This is a genomic window from Streptomyces sp. NPDC004284 (genome assembly GCF_042874035.1).
In the GTDB taxonomy this organism is placed as follows: Bacteria; Actinomycetota; Actinomycetes; order Streptomycetales; family Streptomycetaceae; genus Streptomyces.
The window spans coordinates 536,287-551,032 of the sequence record NZ_JBIAMJ010000002.1; the positions used below are offsets into that span (position 1 = coordinate 536,287).

At 70.4% G+C, this 14,746-nt stretch carries 13 protein-coding genes and 3 pseudogenes; 5 read left to right on the plus strand and 11 right to left on the minus strand.

Annotated elements, in window-relative coordinates; all coding sequences use genetic code 11:
- Positions 1–7 precede the first annotated feature (7 nt).
- Positions 8–634 (minus strand): TetR/AcrR family transcriptional regulator, encoded by a 627-nt coding sequence (locus ACFYUS_RS07570; protein WP_388846939.1) that lies wholly within the window; start codon positions 632–634, stop codon positions 8–10.
- Between the two features lie 164 nt (positions 635–798).
- On the opposite strand from ACFYUS_RS07570, the gene ACFYUS_RS07575 reads away from it, so the two are divergent.
- Positions 799–2,211, plus strand: coding sequence for a purine-cytosine permease family protein (locus ACFYUS_RS07575; protein WP_388846941.1), 1,413 nt, complete (start codon positions 799–801; stop codon positions 2,209–2,211).
- Positions 2,212–2,253: 42 nt separating this feature from the next.
- Positions 2,254–3,924 carry an amidohydrolase gene (locus ACFYUS_RS07580; RefSeq protein ID WP_388846943.1) on the plus strand — a complete coding sequence of 557 codons (1,671 nt, stop codon included), beginning with the start codon at positions 2,254–2,256 and terminating at the stop codon, positions 3,922–3,924.
- On the opposite strand, the gene ACFYUS_RS07585 is transcribed toward ACFYUS_RS07580, so the two are convergent.
- The 4 genes from ACFYUS_RS07585 to ACFYUS_RS07600 form a co-directional block, all read right to left on the minus strand.
- Complete coding sequence (locus tag ACFYUS_RS07585) at positions 3,918–4,802, minus strand: F510_1955 family glycosylhydrolase (protein WP_388846945.1); 885 nt, start codon at positions 4,800–4,802, stop codon at positions 3,918–3,920. The two genes, ACFYUS_RS07580 and ACFYUS_RS07585, sit on opposite strands and share 7 nt — an antisense overlap.
- Before the next feature lie 103 nt (positions 4,803–4,905).
- A complete protein-coding gene (locus tag ACFYUS_RS07590) occupies positions 4,906–5,553 on the minus strand; it encodes a DUF305 domain-containing protein (protein ID WP_388846947.1) in 648 nt (215 codons plus the stop codon).
- Positions 5,554–5,660: 107 nt separating this feature from the next.
- Positions 5,661–6,038, minus strand: a complete 378-nt coding sequence (locus ACFYUS_RS07595) for a DUF6153 family protein (RefSeq protein ID WP_388846949.1) — start codon at positions 6,036–6,038, stop codon at positions 5,661–5,663.
- A gap of 96 nt (positions 6,039–6,134) precedes the next feature.
- Entirely contained in the window at positions 6,135–6,479 is a 345-nt protein-coding gene (locus ACFYUS_RS07600; RefSeq protein WP_388846951.1) for a tetratricopeptide repeat protein, read from the minus strand.
- A 104-nt stretch (positions 6,480–6,583) separates the two neighbouring features.
- On the opposite strand from ACFYUS_RS07600, the gene ACFYUS_RS07605 reads away from it, so the two are divergent.
- The gene (locus tag ACFYUS_RS07605) at positions 6,584–7,549 is read left to right on the plus strand and encodes a pirin family protein (protein ID WP_388846953.1); all 966 of its coding nucleotides are present in this window, start codon (positions 6,584–6,586) and stop codon (positions 7,547–7,549) included.
- Between the two features lie 31 nt (positions 7,550–7,580).
- On the opposite strand, the gene ACFYUS_RS07610 is transcribed toward ACFYUS_RS07605, so the two are convergent.
- The gene (locus ACFYUS_RS07610; protein ID WP_388847758.1) at positions 7,581–8,261 is read right to left on the minus strand and encodes a histone-like nucleoid-structuring protein Lsr2; all 681 of its coding nucleotides are present in this window, start codon (positions 8,259–8,261) and stop codon (positions 7,581–7,583) included.
- Between the two features lie 21 nt (positions 8,262–8,282).
- A pseudogene (locus ACFYUS_RS07615) lies at positions 8,283–9,454 on the minus strand (DNA/RNA non-specific endonuclease); the annotation flags it as partial.
- Positions 9,455–10,136: 682 nt separating this feature from the next.
- On the opposite strand from ACFYUS_RS07615, the gene ACFYUS_RS07620 reads away from it, so the two are divergent.
- Together ACFYUS_RS07620 and ACFYUS_RS07625 are read left to right on the plus strand one after the other, a co-directional pair.
- A complete protein-coding gene (locus ACFYUS_RS07620) occupies positions 10,137–10,676 on the plus strand; it encodes an SMI1/KNR4 family protein (RefSeq protein WP_388847760.1) in 540 nt (179 codons plus the stop codon).
- A 175-nt stretch (positions 10,677–10,851) separates the two neighbouring features.
- A pseudogene (locus ACFYUS_RS07625) lies at positions 10,852–11,782 on the plus strand (IS5 family transposase).
- A 9-nt stretch (positions 11,783–11,791) separates the two neighbouring features.
- Here the strand turns inward: ACFYUS_RS07625 and ACFYUS_RS07630 are convergent.
- The 4 genes and pseudogenes from ACFYUS_RS07630 to ACFYUS_RS07645 all read right to left on the minus strand — a co-directional run bounded on the left by ACFYUS_RS07630 (position 11,792) and on the right by ACFYUS_RS07645 (position 14,714).
- Positions 11,792–12,013, minus strand: coding sequence for a hypothetical protein (locus ACFYUS_RS07630; protein WP_388847762.1), 222 nt, complete (start codon positions 12,011–12,013; stop codon positions 11,792–11,794).
- A 101-nt stretch (positions 12,014–12,114) separates the two neighbouring features.
- Positions 12,115–13,115 (minus strand): annotated as a pseudogene (locus ACFYUS_RS07635) (IS481 family transposase).
- On the minus strand, positions 13,112–13,621 hold the full coding sequence (locus tag ACFYUS_RS07640) for a hypothetical protein (protein WP_388846955.1): 510 nt from the start codon (positions 13,619–13,621) through the stop codon (positions 13,112–13,114). Before ACFYUS_RS07640 ends, ACFYUS_RS07635 begins: the two are co-directional and overlap by 4 nt.
- A gap of 22 nt (positions 13,622–13,643) precedes the next feature.
- Entirely contained in the window at positions 13,644–14,714 is a 1,071-nt protein-coding gene (locus tag ACFYUS_RS07645; RefSeq protein WP_388847764.1) for a MerR family transcriptional regulator, read from the minus strand.
- Positions 14,715–14,746: the final 32 nt, after the last annotated feature.

Consider the following 14,746-nt stretch of genomic DNA (forward strand, 5'->3'; position numbering starts at 1 on the left):
CGCCCCGTCATTTCCCTTCGCTCCTCTCGGTGTCGAGGGGGATCATGGCGCGCGCTGCCGAGCGTGCGGCCTCCAGGGCGGGCCGGGGGTCCCGGCCCGGTTCCTGGCCCAGGACCACCCTGGTGCTCAACCCGTCGAGCAGGGCAAGGAGTTCGGAGGCGCGGGCGCCGGCGTCCAGCGGGGCGAAACGCCGGCGTGCCGCGCCCGCCGCGAGCAGGGTCTCCAGGTCCTCCTGCCAGCCCGCGTCCAGTTCGGCCTGTGCCTCGCGGAGCGCGGCGTTGCCGGGGGTGCGGGCCCAGAGCTCGATCCACAGGGTCCAGCGCGGATCGCGCGGGCCGCGCGGGAGGTAGAGCCGCAGGAAGAGGTCGAGCTTGCGCTCGGCCGTGATCCGGCGGGCGAGCAGCGCGCGCCGCTCCTCGGCGAGCGCGGCCTCGCTCCACCGGAGGGCGGCGAGCAGCAGCAGGTCCTTGCTGCCGAAGTAGTACAGGATGTGGCCGCCGCTCGTGCCGAGCCGCTCGGCGAGCGCCGACATGGTGAGGGAGGCGAGGCCGTCCTCGGCGATCGCCGCCATGGCCTCCTCCAGCATCCGTTCCTGGGTGACGTGTCCGTCCCGCCGTCGTGCCGCGCCTGCCACCGCCGCCGTCCCCGTTCCGTGTCCCTGTGCGTTCCGCTGTGTCCGGAACCGACCTTAACCGCAACCTGCCGAGGTCTTGACGTGGCCTGAACCCATCGCACATCTTGAATGCCGTTCTAAGACTTAGAACGGCATTCAAGATCGATCCACGACAGGAGTGCGATGTGCTCGAACACGAGACGGCGCCCGTGACCACCACGGGCCGGACGGCGACCGACGAGGTCTTCCAGGTCGAGGAGCACGGGATCGACCCCATCCCCGACGCCGAGCGGCACGGCGGAGCCAAGGACGTCTTCTGGCTCTGGTTCGGCTCGAACCTCACCTTCACCTACGTCATCAACGGCGCCCTCGCCGTCGCCTTCGGGCTCTCCTTCTGGCAGGCCACCGCCGTCGTCGTGCTCGGCGGCCTCTCGTTCCTCGCCATCGGCGCGGCCGGACTCAGCGGCGTGCGCACCGGCACCGCGACCCTCGTCATCTCCCGCGCGGCCTTCGGCCGGCGCGGCAACTGGCCCGCCGGCCTGCTGAACTGGATCGTCAGCATCGGCTACACCATCGTCAACACCGTGGTGGGCACCCTCGCCCTCGAAGCCTTCTTCCCCGACCTCGGCTGGAACGGCGGACCCACCGCCCGCGCCCTCGCGCTCGCCGTCACCCTCGCGCTGACCTTCGCCGTCGCCCTCTGGGGCCACGCCACCGTCCAGTTCGCCGAACGCTGGATGGCGTACGTCCTCGCCGCCGGCTTCGCCGCCCTGCTCGTCCTCGTCCTGCCCGGCGCCGACACCTCCGCCCCCGCCGCCGCGCCCGGCGCCTCCGGCTGGAGCCTCGCCTTCGTCGTCATGCTCGCGGGCCCCTTCTCGTACCTCCCCATGCCCGCCGACTACACCCGCTACCTGCCCCGCACCACCAGCCTGAAGGCGGTCACCTGGAGCGGCGCCCTCGGCGGTTTCGTCTCCTCCGTCGCCCTCGGCGTCGCCGGGGTGGCCGCCGCGACCCAGACCGACATGACCGACGCCGTCGCGGGCACCGAGAGCCTCCTCCCCGGCTGGTTCCAGCCCCTCTTCCTCGCCCTGGTCCTCGGCGGCTCCGTCACCAACTCGATCATCACGCTCTACTCGTCGAGCCTGAACCTCCAGGTCCTCGGCATCCCCTGGAGCCGCGCCCGCGCCATCGTCATCAGCGCGGCCGTCACCGCCGTCGGCTCCCTCGGCGCCCTCTTCCTCACCGACTTCACCACCTCCCTGCTCTCCTTCCTCTCCCTCCTGATCATCGTCTTCGCCCCCTGGGGCGGGGTCTTCCTCGCCGACATGGTGCTCCGCCGCTGCACCTACGACTCCGCAGGACTGCACGCGGACACCGGCGGCGCCTACTGGTACCGCTCCGGCTGGCACCCGGCCGGGATGACCGCACTCCTCGCCGGCCTCCTCTTCTCCGCGCTCACCTGCGACTCCGAGCTGTGGACCGGCCCCCTCGTCGCCCCGCTCGGCGGCGCGGACCTCACGCTCCTCGGCTCGGTCGTCTCCGCCCTGGTGTACGTGCTCCTCGCCCGCCGCACCGTCGCCCCCGTCCCCGTCCCGTAACCCCTCCCGTAACTCCCCTCGTACGACACGGAGCCCCACCCCATGAACCGCACCGCCCCCGCCGACCTCGTCCTCACCGGGGCCCGCATCCACACCGTCGACCCGGCACTCCCCGAGGCCCAGGCGCTCGCCGTCCGCGACGGCCGCATCGTCTGGATCGGCTCCGACGCCGAAGCGGCCGGCTGGACGGGTCCCGGCACCCGCGTCCTCGAAGCCGGCGGGCGGCTCGTCCTGCCCGGCTTCGTCGACGCCCACAACCACGTCCGCCTCGGCTCCGACGACGCCTGCGTCCAGCTCGCCGGGGCCCGCACCCTCGACGCGATCCACGCACGCGTCCGCACCTGGCACGAGGCCCACCCGGACGCCCGCTGGATCGAGGCCGAGGCCTTCGACTACTCCGCGATCCCCGACGGGCGGATGCCCACCGCCGCCGACCTCGACCCGGCCACCGGGGACACCCCCGCCTTCGTCCTCAGCTACGACGTCCACACCGCCTGGCTCAACACCGCCGCCCTCCGGGCGCTCGGCGTCGACCGCGACCACACCGAGCTGCCCTTCGGGCGGGCCGTCACCGACCCCGCCAGCGGCGAACCCACCGGATTCGTCAAGGACTTCGCCGTCAAGGGCCTCTCCCGCGACGGCCACCGCGCCCTGCGCGAGCTCGGCCTCCCCTGGGCCTCGCCCGACCGGCAGTACGGACGGCTCGCCAAGAGCCTGGACGACGCCATCGGCTACGGCATCACCACCGTCGTCGAACCGCAGAACTCCCTCGACGACCTCGCCCTCTTCGAGCGCGCCCGCGACGAGGGCCGGCTGCGCTCCCGCATCGTCGCCGCCCTCTTCCACCCGCGCGGCACCACCGACGCGGACCTGGACGCCTTCGAGGCGGCGGCCGGCGCGTACGCCGACGACCGGCTGCGGGTCGGCCCGCTCAAGCTGTACATCGACGACGTCGTGGAACCCCGCACGGCCGCCCTCCTGGAGCCGTACGCCGGCTGCTCCCACCACCGCGGCGACACCTTCTACCCGCCCGAGGAGTTCGCCGAGCTGCTCACCCGGCTCGACGCGCGCGGCTTCCAGTGCTTCGTCCACGCCACCGGCGACCGGGGCATCCGCACGGTCCTCGACGCCGTCGAGCGGGCCCGCGCGGTCAACGGGCCGCGCGACGCCCGCCACCAGGTCGTCCACGTCGAGTGCCTCGACCCGGCCGACACCCCGCGCTTCGCCGCGCTCGGCGTCGTCGCCTGCATGCAGCCCCGGCACGCCGCCCCCGACATCGCCGGACCCGGCCAGGACTGGGCCGAGAACGTCGGCCCCGAGCGCTGGCACAAGGCCTGGCCGCTGCGCAGCCTGCACGCGGCCGGCGCGGTCCTCGCCCTCTCCAGCGACTGGAACGTCGCCGAGATGGACCCCATGGTCGGCATCCACGCCGCCGTCACCCGCCGCCCGCCCGGCGGCGGCGAGGCCTGGACGGCGGGCGAGACGATCGACGTCGCGACCGCCGTCGAGGGCTACACGATGGGCTCGGCCCACGCCAACTTCCTGGAGCACGAGCGGGGCTCGCTGACGGTGGGCAAGCTGGCCGACTTCGTCGTCCTCTCCCGCGACATCCTCCGGATCGCCCCCGAGGAGATCCCGGGCACGGTGGCGGAGACGGTCGTGGTGGGCGGCGAGGTGGTCGTGGACCGCGCGGGTGACCCGGCCCCTCAGTGACCGCCGTTGCCGGACTCCACCGCCATGCGCCGCTCGAAGCGGCGGCCCGCGTCACGCGACTCGTACACCCCGTCCTGGGTGGCGACGAGCAGCCTGCGGACGTCCACGGCGGTGAGCGCCTGCGGGGCGCCGCCCGGCACGGAGGCGACCCGCGTCCAGGAGGCGCCCCCGTCCGTCCCGCGGAAGAGGACGCCGTCGGGATCGATGCCGTAGAGGGCGTCGGGGGCGGCCCAGGAGACGTACGCGAGGACCCGCTCGGAGGCGGGCGCGAAGGTCCGGCCGCCGTCCGTGGACCGCACCACGCCGGTCTCGGTGGTGGCGAGGACGGTGCCGGGGGCGGTGGGGGAGACGGCGATGTCGAGGGCGCGCAGCTCGGCGCGCTCGTCCCAGGCGACGCCGTCGGCGCTGACCCGCAGCACGCCCCTGGCGCTGTCGTAGCCGTAGACGGTGGCGTCGGACCCGGTGTCGAGGGCGTGGAAGTCGACCTCCCCCGCGAGGGACTTCTCCCGCCAGGTGCGGCCGGAGTCCGTCGACGCGATGAGCCCGAGGTCGGCGGGCCCGTCGGTGCCGGGCGCCGGGTGCCCGCTGGCGAGGAAGTCCCCCTTCGCGGTGACCGTGAACCCCATGAAGTCGTCGCGCCGGTCGCCGACGAGCCTGGGCCGGCCGTCGGCGTCCGGGCTGTGGATGCCCTGATGGGTGGCGACGTAGAGGGTGTCGCCGCGCAGTCCGAGGCCGTGGATGTGGCTGAGGGCCGATCCGGAGCCGTCGGCGGGGGCCGGGTCCCCGGAGGAGCAGGCGGTCAGGGTCAGCGCGAGGGCCGCGGCGGTGAGGACGGCGCCGAGGGTGGTGGCCGGGCGGCCGGAGAAGTACGTCTTCATGGTTCTTTCGCCAGGGTGGGGCACGGAGGTACGGGACGGGCGGGGGCGCGGCGGCGGGGCGGCCCGTCCGGGAAGGGACGGGCCGCCCGGGAGCCGGGCCGGATCAGAGCCGGTCGAGGATCTTCTTCAGCTGGGCGACCTCGGCGGACTGGGTCCGCACGACGTCGTCGGCGAGCTTCTTGGCCGTGGCGTTGCCGCCGCTCCGCTGCTCGTCCTTCGCCATGGCGACGGCGCCGTCGTGGTGGGCGATCATCAGCTCCGCGAACTTGCGGTCGAAGTCCTCGCCCTTGGTGGCGGCCAGGTCCTTCATGTCCTGCTCGGACATCATCCCGGCCATGCCGCCGTGGTTCATCGCGGGCGACTCGGGCTTGCCCCAGCCCTTCAGCCAGGCCCTCATCTTCCGGATCTCCGGGTCCTGGGCCTGCTCGATCGCGGCGACCAGCTTCTTGACCTCGGGGTCCTCGGCCCGGCCGTCGGCGAGCTTCGCCATCTCCAGGGCCTGCTGGTGGTGGGGGATCATCATCTGCGCGAACATGACGTCCGCGTCGTTGAAGGCGCCGGGCGCGCCGGCCTCGCCACCGGCCGCGGTGGCGGAGGGGGAGACGGTGACGGACGCGGAAGCGGACGTGCCGCCGTGGTCCATCCCGCTCATGCCGTCCTCCGTGCCGCAGGCGGCGAGCAGGAGCCCGGCCGCGGTGACGGCTCCGGCGAGGGCGAACTTACGGGCGGTGCGGTGGGTGAAGGCACGCATGGGGGTGACACCTCGTGTGCTGTTCGTACGTACGGAGTACGCGTACGGAAAAGGGCAGGCCGAAACGTTCACGGGCAGCGCGAGACGCGCCCGCGGTGGCGTACGGCCTAGATCCGCAGGACGGACAGCTGGGCGAGGTCGGGGGGCCGGCGCGGCGGGGCGTGCGGGCCGAGCGCGGGCGTGAGCCGCGCGAGGAGGACGGCGAGCCAGTCGGGGCGGCGCGCGAGCGCGGCCCGGATGAGCGCCGCGAGCAGCCAGACGCAGAGGACGGCCACGCAGAGGGTGGTCATGTCCATCCCCGTCCCCGGCTCGTGCCGGGCGTCGGAGCTGTCGCCGTGGTGCGGGGCGGCGGCGGCCTGCGCCGGGGCGCTGTGGTGCGAGGCGGGAGCGGCGTCCATGCCGCCGCCGGAGCCCTCGGGGTGGCCCACCGCGTGCATCAGGAACACCCCGAGCGCGAGCACGACGACGAGCAGGAGGTGCGCCACGGCACCTCCTGCTCGCCCACCGCGTTCCGCTCGGTGTGTACGCACAGCCAGGACCTCCTGGCCGCGAATATACCGTGCGGGGGTATCAGTCGCGCGTCAGGACAGGGTCTCGCCCGTCATGGCGGCGGCCATCCGCAGGTGCGGCGCGGCCTCGTCCGGGCGGCCCTGGCGCTCCAGGGTGCGCCCGAGCATCAGCCGGGCGTAGTGCTCGACCGGGTCGCGCTCCAGGATCGCGCGCAGCTCGGTCTCGGCGCGGGAGAGCTGCGCGGAGTGGTAGTAGGCCCGGGCGAGGAGGAGCCGCTGGGCCGTCTGCTCCGGGTGCTCGGCGACGAGGCCGTTCAGGATGCGGATGGCCGTTCCGTACTCCTTGGCTTCGAAGAACAGCTGCGCTCGGTCCCACCGCTCTCCGGCCGTTCCGAACTCGTAGTACGTGTCGCTCACTTGCTCTCCCTTTCCGGAGCTCCGGATCTGTCACCCTGTGGGGTGGTCGACCAGGTCAACACCGCAGGTCAGTTGAACATTCCACCAAGGATGGATGGGGCACCATGAGCAATCTCGATCGCCAGGCCGCGCTGACCGTGTGCGGCGGCCGCGGCTTCGTCGTCGCCGAACCGGTGCGGGAGCTCCTCAGCCCCCGCCGCGTCCAGCTCGGCGAGTCGACCGAGGTCCGCAGGCTGCTCCCGAACCTGGGCCGGCGCATGGTCGGAGCCTGGGCCTTCGTCGACCACTACGGCCCCGACGACATCGCCGACGAACCCGGCATGCAGGTCCCGCCGCACCCGCACATGGGACTGCAGACCGTCAGCTGGCTCCACGAGGGCGAGGTGCTGCACCGCGACTCCACCGGCAGCCTGCAGACGATCCGCCCGCGCGAACTGGGCCTCATGACCTCCGGCCGGGCGATCTCCCACTCGGAGGAGAGTCCCCGGCCGCACGCCCGCTTCCTCCACGGCGCACAGCTCTGGGTCGCCCTCCCCGACGCCCACCGCCACGTGGAACCGCACTTCCAGCACCACGCCGAACTCCCCCGGGTCACCGCGCCCGGCCTCACCGCCACGGTGATCCTCGGCACCCTCGACGGCGCCTCCTCCCCGGGCACCACCTACACCCCCCTCGTCGGCGCCGACCTCTCCCTCACCGCCGGCACCGAGACGGACCTGCCCCTGGACCCCGACTTCGAGTACGCGGTCCTCGCCATGTCCGGCGAAGCCCACGTCGACGGCGTCCCCGTCCTCCCCGGCTCCATGCTCTACCTCGGCTGCGGCCGCACCGGACTCCCCCTCCGCGCCCTCTCCGACGCGGGCCTGATGCTCCTCGGCGGCGAACCCTTCGAGGAGGAGATCGTCATGTGGTGGAACTTCGTGGGCCGCACGGACGAGGAGATCCGCGTCGCGCGCGAGCAGTGGATGACGGGCGACCGCTTCGGCGAGGTCAAGGGGTACGACGGGGACCGTCTGGACGCCCCGGAGGTCCCGGCGACCCAGTTGAAGGCGCGGGGGAGGGTGCGCTGACCTGGGCTTTCCTCCTCGTGGCTGACATGTGTCAGTTGGGATTCTCTTGCTTCCATGCCTCGATGATTTCGATGGGGATGCGTCCGCGTTCGGGCAGGTCGTATCCCTTGGCGCTGGCCCAGTCGCGGATGACCCGTGTGCTGGCCGGCGTCCGGGCGACTGCGGCCGGTGAGCCGCTTTCGAGGGGCGACGGGGTGAAGGCGGGAGCGAGGTCGAGGAGATCTTTGGGGAACATGGGGACGCTTGTGGTCCCGCTGAGAACGCTGACGAGGAATTCGGTCAAGGAACCGTTGTAGGTGAACCAGGGCGCGCGCAGGGCTTCGTTGACGGCGACGGTCCACTCGTCCGGGGTACCGACAGGCCGAGTGACCCAGAAGAGGTAGTCCCCGTTGCCGGTGACTCCCACGGCGAAGAGGTCCTCCGGGGAGTGCGGCAGTTGCCAGGGGTGCCGGGCGGCCTGCCGGACCTCCTCGATCTGCCCCCGCAGACGCGCCGGCATGGGGCCGGTCAGATCGGCCCATTCGCTGGGGGCATGCGGCTGGTAGAGGGTGATGAACCCACAGAACCGGCCCGGTCCGTACGTGGTGATGAGCTCCTTGTAGTCCTGGGGCAGGCCCATGCCCAGCGTGTCTTCGACCCGCGGCCAGTCGGGAGCAGGGGGAACGACGGCAGGAGGCGGGCACAGCGCGGTCAGCGCGGCGAGAGAGATCATCGGTTCCCTCGGTGGTCGGGGGCGGCGTCTGGGGCGGGGCTCAAGGTGGGCGGGGTCGTCGAAGAAGGTCCCCTCGTCGAACAGAAGGTTTCCGTGGCGGTCCTTCTTCGTGCCGAACGCCTCGACCTGGATGACCGCAGGAGGCGAATCGGGATCGTCGTCCGCGTATTCCAGGTACACGTTGTAGTGGACGACGTCGTGGTCGTAGACAGCGTCGTACACCCGTTGCTCGAACACGCTCATCTCCGGCGTGTTCGTCGGGTTCTGAGAGATCGTGAACAGGTTGTCGTCGATGTCGCCGGCCCCGCCGAGCTGCCGCGCCAGCATGTGCCCGCGGGCCTGTCCCTTACCCGACTGGTACCCGGGAGGGATGATCGAGTTCCGGGCGTGCGTGCCCTCGTCGAGCATGTTCCGTGTGATCACCGCGCGCATCTCGTAGGGACGCCCGTGCTCGTCGTGCTCGATGTGGAAGCCCTTGCCCCCGGATCGACCGCCGCCGCCCCCACCTCCGGCGGAGGCGAGGTTCAACCCCTCCTCGGCGCCCTGCCCCCGTCGTCGAAGCCGTCCTTGCCGGCCTGTCTCGTCTGGTCGAGGTCCACGCCGTTCTGGACGCCCAGCGCGTCCCTGCTCACCTGGACGACCAGGTCCGCCGCCATGTTCTCGAGGGCTGCCACGACCGGCTCGGTCATCACCGAGACGATGTGGTCGACGGCCTCCTCCATCGCCTGCGTGATGAGCTTCAGCACCTGCTTCTTCGCGAAGGCGATCGCTCCGGCACCGAGCAGCGCGGACAGGCCACCGGTCACCGGGATCAGCGCCATGGCGAGACCGGTCCGGCCGGCCAGCCCCCCCAGCTCGACGAGCGCCTTCCCCTTCATGAGTTCGATCGCGCCCGCCGCCATGTCGAGCGCGTCCGCGATCGTACGGGCCGCGGAGACCATGCCCTTGTCCTTCAGGTGTTTGCCCTTGCCCTTGGTCCACTGTTCGTCGAGCGCGTCCATCGCCTCGCCGTGACCCGACGACAGCAGACGCTCCATGTGGTTGTTGGCGAGCCGACCGTCGTCGGCGAGATCGTCCGCGAACCCCCGCAGCGCGTCCGCCATCTCCCGGTAGGCGCCCTCGTCGACGTTGGGCCAGTTCACCCCCATCAAGTCGAGCAGCGTCTCCGCCCAGTCCGGCACCGTGACAGCCATGACGTGAAATCCCCCGTCAGGTGATGACCAGTCAGCCAAACACTCCTACCGCGGTGTCTGGACGACATGTAATCCGCTATAGCAACCTGTCCGGATGGATGGCGCAAAACATCCGCGGTCTGATGAACGCAACAGCTCACGCGCTTGTGCACTCAATGGGACCTGCGCAGCGAACCGTGAACGTCGTCGCACATGCGACTGGGCTCCAGGAGGTAGGGGACACGGCCTCGCGGAGCTCGGCAAGTCACCACCGGCGGCTGACGTCGTGTGGTGGGCGTGAGCGGGCCCTCCGGCCGACTGGCCCGGAGGGCCGAGAAGAGGTGGGCAAGGAAGCACAGGAGCAGGGTGGCTCGGTCTGTGCACTCGGCGGCCTCGGCATGTGACCGTTGCGGTTTCTCTTACCGGACGCCGTGGCCCCCCGTCCTGGAGGCTCCTCGGCTGGGCCCGCCGGGCGTAGAGGTTGTCTGTGGAAAGTCGTGGGCGGTCACCTCGCTGAGGAGCCGGCCCAGCGCCTGGGGTCGCAAGATGGCCGTGCGAAGGGGATGGGAGACATGCTCGCAGTAGCATCCTGGAAGGTTCTCCGGTCGGCACTTCGCAACCTCCGTCGTGGCGCAGTCGGACATAGGCATCCATGTAGAGGGGACAGAGTGCAATGAGTGTGGCTGAGAGTTGGTCCCGCGTGATGACTCTTCTTCAGCAGCACGCCCCGGCCGATCACGCGGATCTGCCAGGGCCCGCGACGGAGCAGATGCTCGCGGCCGCCGAGGAGCGGATGGGGATCTCCCTGCCCGGGGATCTGCGGACGTGGCTGTTGCAGAACAGTCTGGATCTGCCTGAGGAAGACGTCGACGACGAAGTGCAATGTTGCGGCTTCGACGGGTTCCCCGACGAGGGAAGCTTCTTTCTGGGCATCCGGGCGATGGAGAAGCTCTACGCGAACCGCTCCATGCCCGGTGGATTCGACCCTCCGGACCAGCCGGACAATCCGTTCTGGCGCAATGAGTGGATCCCGTTCCTGTCGGACCAGGACGGCTGGATGGGAAAGTTCATCGATGTGCGGGACGGGCGTGTCGGCAGGTGGTTCGTGGGTGAGGTCACGGTCACGGGCGAGTACGAATCGATGGCCCAGTATTTCGACTCCCTAGCGGAGATGCTGACGAAGATCGCCGATGGAAGCTACCTGGTCTGTGGGGTCGTCGAGGGCCGGCTCGTCTGGTCGTGAGACGGTTCCCCACCGCATGACGGCCATCGCCATTCCGTCCTCACCCCGGAACGGCAATGAGCTTCATCGGCGTTGCTGCTGCAGGGTGAGGACGGCCGCGGCGATGGCGGTCATGCGGTCAGCACTTGTCCGGCCGATCATGTGACTCCTCCGCAGTCGTGTCGTTGATGTGGACATGGGGCGGGGCGATTTGACGGATGCCGAGTGGGAACGGCTGCGGCCGTTCCTGCCGGTCAGCAACAGCCGTTGCGGCAGGTGGCGGAACCACCGGCAGGTGATCGACAGGATTCCGCACCAGGTGCGGACCGGGGTGCAGTGCCGTGACCTGCCCGAACGGTTCGGGCCGTGGAAGACCGTCTACGAACGCCACCGCCTGCGGTCGGCCAACAGCACCTGGGAACGTCTGCTCCAGCAGGTCCAGGCCGAGGCCGACGCGGCCGGAGAGATCGACTGGGACATCTCGGTCGGCTCCACCATCGTGCGGGCACACCAGCACGCCGCCGGCGCCCGCACCGAACCACCGCCGGCTCCCGCCTCAAAGGGGGACGCAGCGGCAGAACACCAGGGCGAAGCGCCGTGGCAGAGCCTCCTCGCCCGCCTGGTGGAGGTGGTGCGGGAGGTGAGGGCCTGGGCCGCTCGCGGGGCGGGTTCACCACCAAGCTCCACCTGAGCGCGGACGGCCGCTGCCGCCCGCTTTCCCTGATCGTCACACCGGGACAGCGCGCGGACTGCACGCAGTTCAAGCCCGTGCTGGAGAAGATTCGCGTTCCGCGGATCGGGCCGGGCAGACCGCGCGAGAAGCCGGACAGCATCGCGGCGGACAAGGCTTACAGCAACGGCCCATGCCGCGAGTATCTGCGGCGCCGGGCATCCGGCACACGATTCCGGAGAAGAGCGGCAGCCAGGCCTCCCGTCTGCGCAAAGGGTCACGCGGCGGACGGCCACCTGGCTTCGACGAAGAGCGGTACAAGAAGCGCAACACCGTCGAACGGGCGATCAACCGGCTCAAGCACGCCAGAGCCGTGGCCACCCGCTACGACAAGCGCGGCTACGTCTTCCTCGGGACCGCGACCGTCGCAGCCCTCACCATCTGGCTCCGCTCGTGAGGGCGAGGATCACTCCTCATCCTCGGGCAGGTGGAAGTAGACGGTTCCCGACCGCCAGGGGCCGTGCTCGGTCATCTCGGACGCGATCACCACGTCCTGGATCTCGGCGGGGCCCAGCGCCTCGATGGAATCCGCCAGCCGCCGCAAGAGGGCTGGAACGCTGTCGCAGCCGGGGCCGGCGGGGTTGGCCTGCGAGAAATGGCGCACGGTCCAGTGCGTCGGAGTATCCATCACGAGCCGATCGTAAGACCTGCCATCGCCCGGTCAGCAAGCGATGGCAGGGCCAGGCAACGCATGCGGGACAGTCGAGACGGTGATCGCCCGGACAAGTCCTAGGTGTAGGAGGTCATGACGTTGGTGACGCCGGCTGGTAGCCGTGCTGCCGGTGGTTGGCTTCCGATCGCGGTGTGGGGTCGGTGGTAGTTGTAGTGGACATTCCATCGGCCCAGGAGTCGGGTGCGTTGGGCCTCCGATGTCCAGGTCCGGGCGTAGAGGAACTCCTCGGCCAGGATGCGGTTGTATCGCTCGACCTTGCCGTTGTGCCGTGGGGTGTATGGGGCGATGCGTTGGTGTCTGGCGCCGAGGAGAGCCCGGGAGAAGCTCTCGGCGCGGTAGCAGGCGCCGTTGTCTGTCACGATGCGTTCGATGCGTGTGATCCCATGTGCTGAGAGCCAGGCCCGGGCACGATGGAGGAAGACAATCGCCGTGGTGGCCTTCTCGTCGGGCAGTGCTTCGCTGTAGGCGAGCCGGCTGTACCCGTCGACGACCGAGTGCAGGTAGACATAGCCCCGCGCTCGGTTTTCTTCTTCCGCCGGTCCACGGCTTTCGCCTGGTCGCTGCCGCGTCCGCGCGCACGCCAGCCTCCGCCGTCGGGGATGCGGCCTACCTTCTTCACATCGATGTGGATCATGTGGCCGGGCCGTCGGGCGTGGATTTTCCGCGGCTGTCGGTTGGCTTCACCGTCGGGGTCGATGAATCGGCGTCGGTTGAGGCCGATCTCGGCCAGGTGCCTGCTCACGGTTCTTCGGCCGATTGGCGTGCCGGCCTGGGACAGCTCGAAGGCGATCCTGGCTGCGGACCACTTGTGGGTGCGGCGCAGTTCTTCTGTGAGGTTGAGGATCTCGGACGATGTCGCGGTGGGCTGATGGTGAGGTGCGGAGGAGCGGTCCTCAAGCCCGAGTTCGCCGTGTCGCCGGTATCGGTTGACCCACTTCGATGCACATGCCCGGGAGATCCCCATCTCGGCTGCAACATGGGCGATGGGCCTCGTACGGCATCGCTCGACGAGGCGACGCCGTCCCTCCATGGCGAGGGGTGCATTCTTGTGCGTCACGCAGCGGAACCAGGTGCAGAGGCTCGCTGTGACCGGTCTCGCTCGGCGATAGCCTCAGCGACCTCTTGGATGGCGCCACGAAGAAGGTTGCCGTAGGGATCCTGAGGAAGGCTGGGGGCGTGCGTCTTGGCCGCGTTGATGTGCTCGGTGGCGGCTTCGAAGGAGCCGAGTCGGCGGTAGTTGTCGGCGAGGTTGAGGTGCAGGGAGGGATAGAAACCAGCGATGTGGAGGCCGGCGTGGTGCTCCTGGACGCGCTGTTCGGTCACGGCGTCGGCAGCGTCCAGGGCCCGGATGTCCCAGGCGAGGGCCTGGGCGGGATCTTCGTAGAGATCTGCCAGGTAGTGGGCGAGCGAGCAGCGGTGCAGCGGGTCACCGGTGACACCGATCGCAGACCACAGGCCCAGCAGTTTCCGGCGGGCGGAGGCGCTGTTACCGGCTCGGCCCTCGGCGACGGCGTGGCCTATTGCTTCCATGGTCGGGTCGGGGCTGGCGGGTGCGGTGGTCATGGACTGTTCCTCGTCGTCTTTCTCAGGCGAAGTGGTCGGACTTGATGGGCATGGCCAGGGTGGTGAGATCGCCGCGGTCGGCGGATCGGATCGCGACGGGCTGGTCGTGTCCCCGTAGGTCGAGCAGTACGTCGGGGCCGATCGCCGTGCTCACGGCGGGATAGAGCGTGGTCAGCTCGAACCAGATCTGGAGGGCCTGGCCCGCCGCGGTGGCCGGGAGCGGGGTGTCGGGGTGTCCGTCGTCCGCTGACATGACGCTCACTCCGTGGTCAGCGACATGCAGCCCGATGCGCTCGCCGGGGTGTTCTTCCAGGGCTCGCAGGAGCAGATCCTTCGAGACCGTCGCGCGAGTCGTGACCTCGCCCAGTGACGCGAGCATCAGCCGATAGTCGGGAAACTCCTCGGGCAGCAACCGGCAGTGCCGGTCCTCTCGGTCGGCCACGCGGAACCAGATCCCGTTCGAGACCGCTTCCAGTCGCACCAGCGGGCTGCGGCGGCTCGCCGCGACCGCAGCCCGCAGCTCGTCGCCATTGACCGTGCCGGCCCACGTCTGGCTCGGTGGTTCAGCCGGCACCAGGGTGCGGGTGGAGAGCCGGTATCGGTCCGTCGCGGTCAGGGTGACTGCCTCAGGACTTGCCTCGATGCGCAGACCGGCGAGTGCTGGCATCCCGGGCTCATGCGCGGCCGCGGTCAGGACCTGCTCGACCGCGTCAGCCAGCACGGGACCCTTCACCGCCGCAATGGGAAGACCTGGCGCATTGCCGAGCGCAGACTTGATGACAGCAGCCTTCTGCTGCACGGCCGCTGCATTCCCAACGACCTTTGCGACATGCTCATCGAGTAGCCGGGAAGCCTCGTCGGCCCCGGAACCAAGTACAACCTCGACAGCGGCCAGGGGCATAGCGAGCTCGCGAAGCTGACGCAGCACGGTCGCCCGAGCCACCTGGTCGGTGCTGTAGTGGCGGTAGCCCGAGACCGGGTCGACTTCGGCAGGGGGCAGCAGCCCGGAGTCGGCATAGAACCGCAAGGCGCTGGAGGTCAGACCACTGCGTTGGGCGAAGGCCCCGATCGGCATCAGCTCATCATTTGGCACCGCGCCATCATCAAGCTTCAACCAAGTCGAAG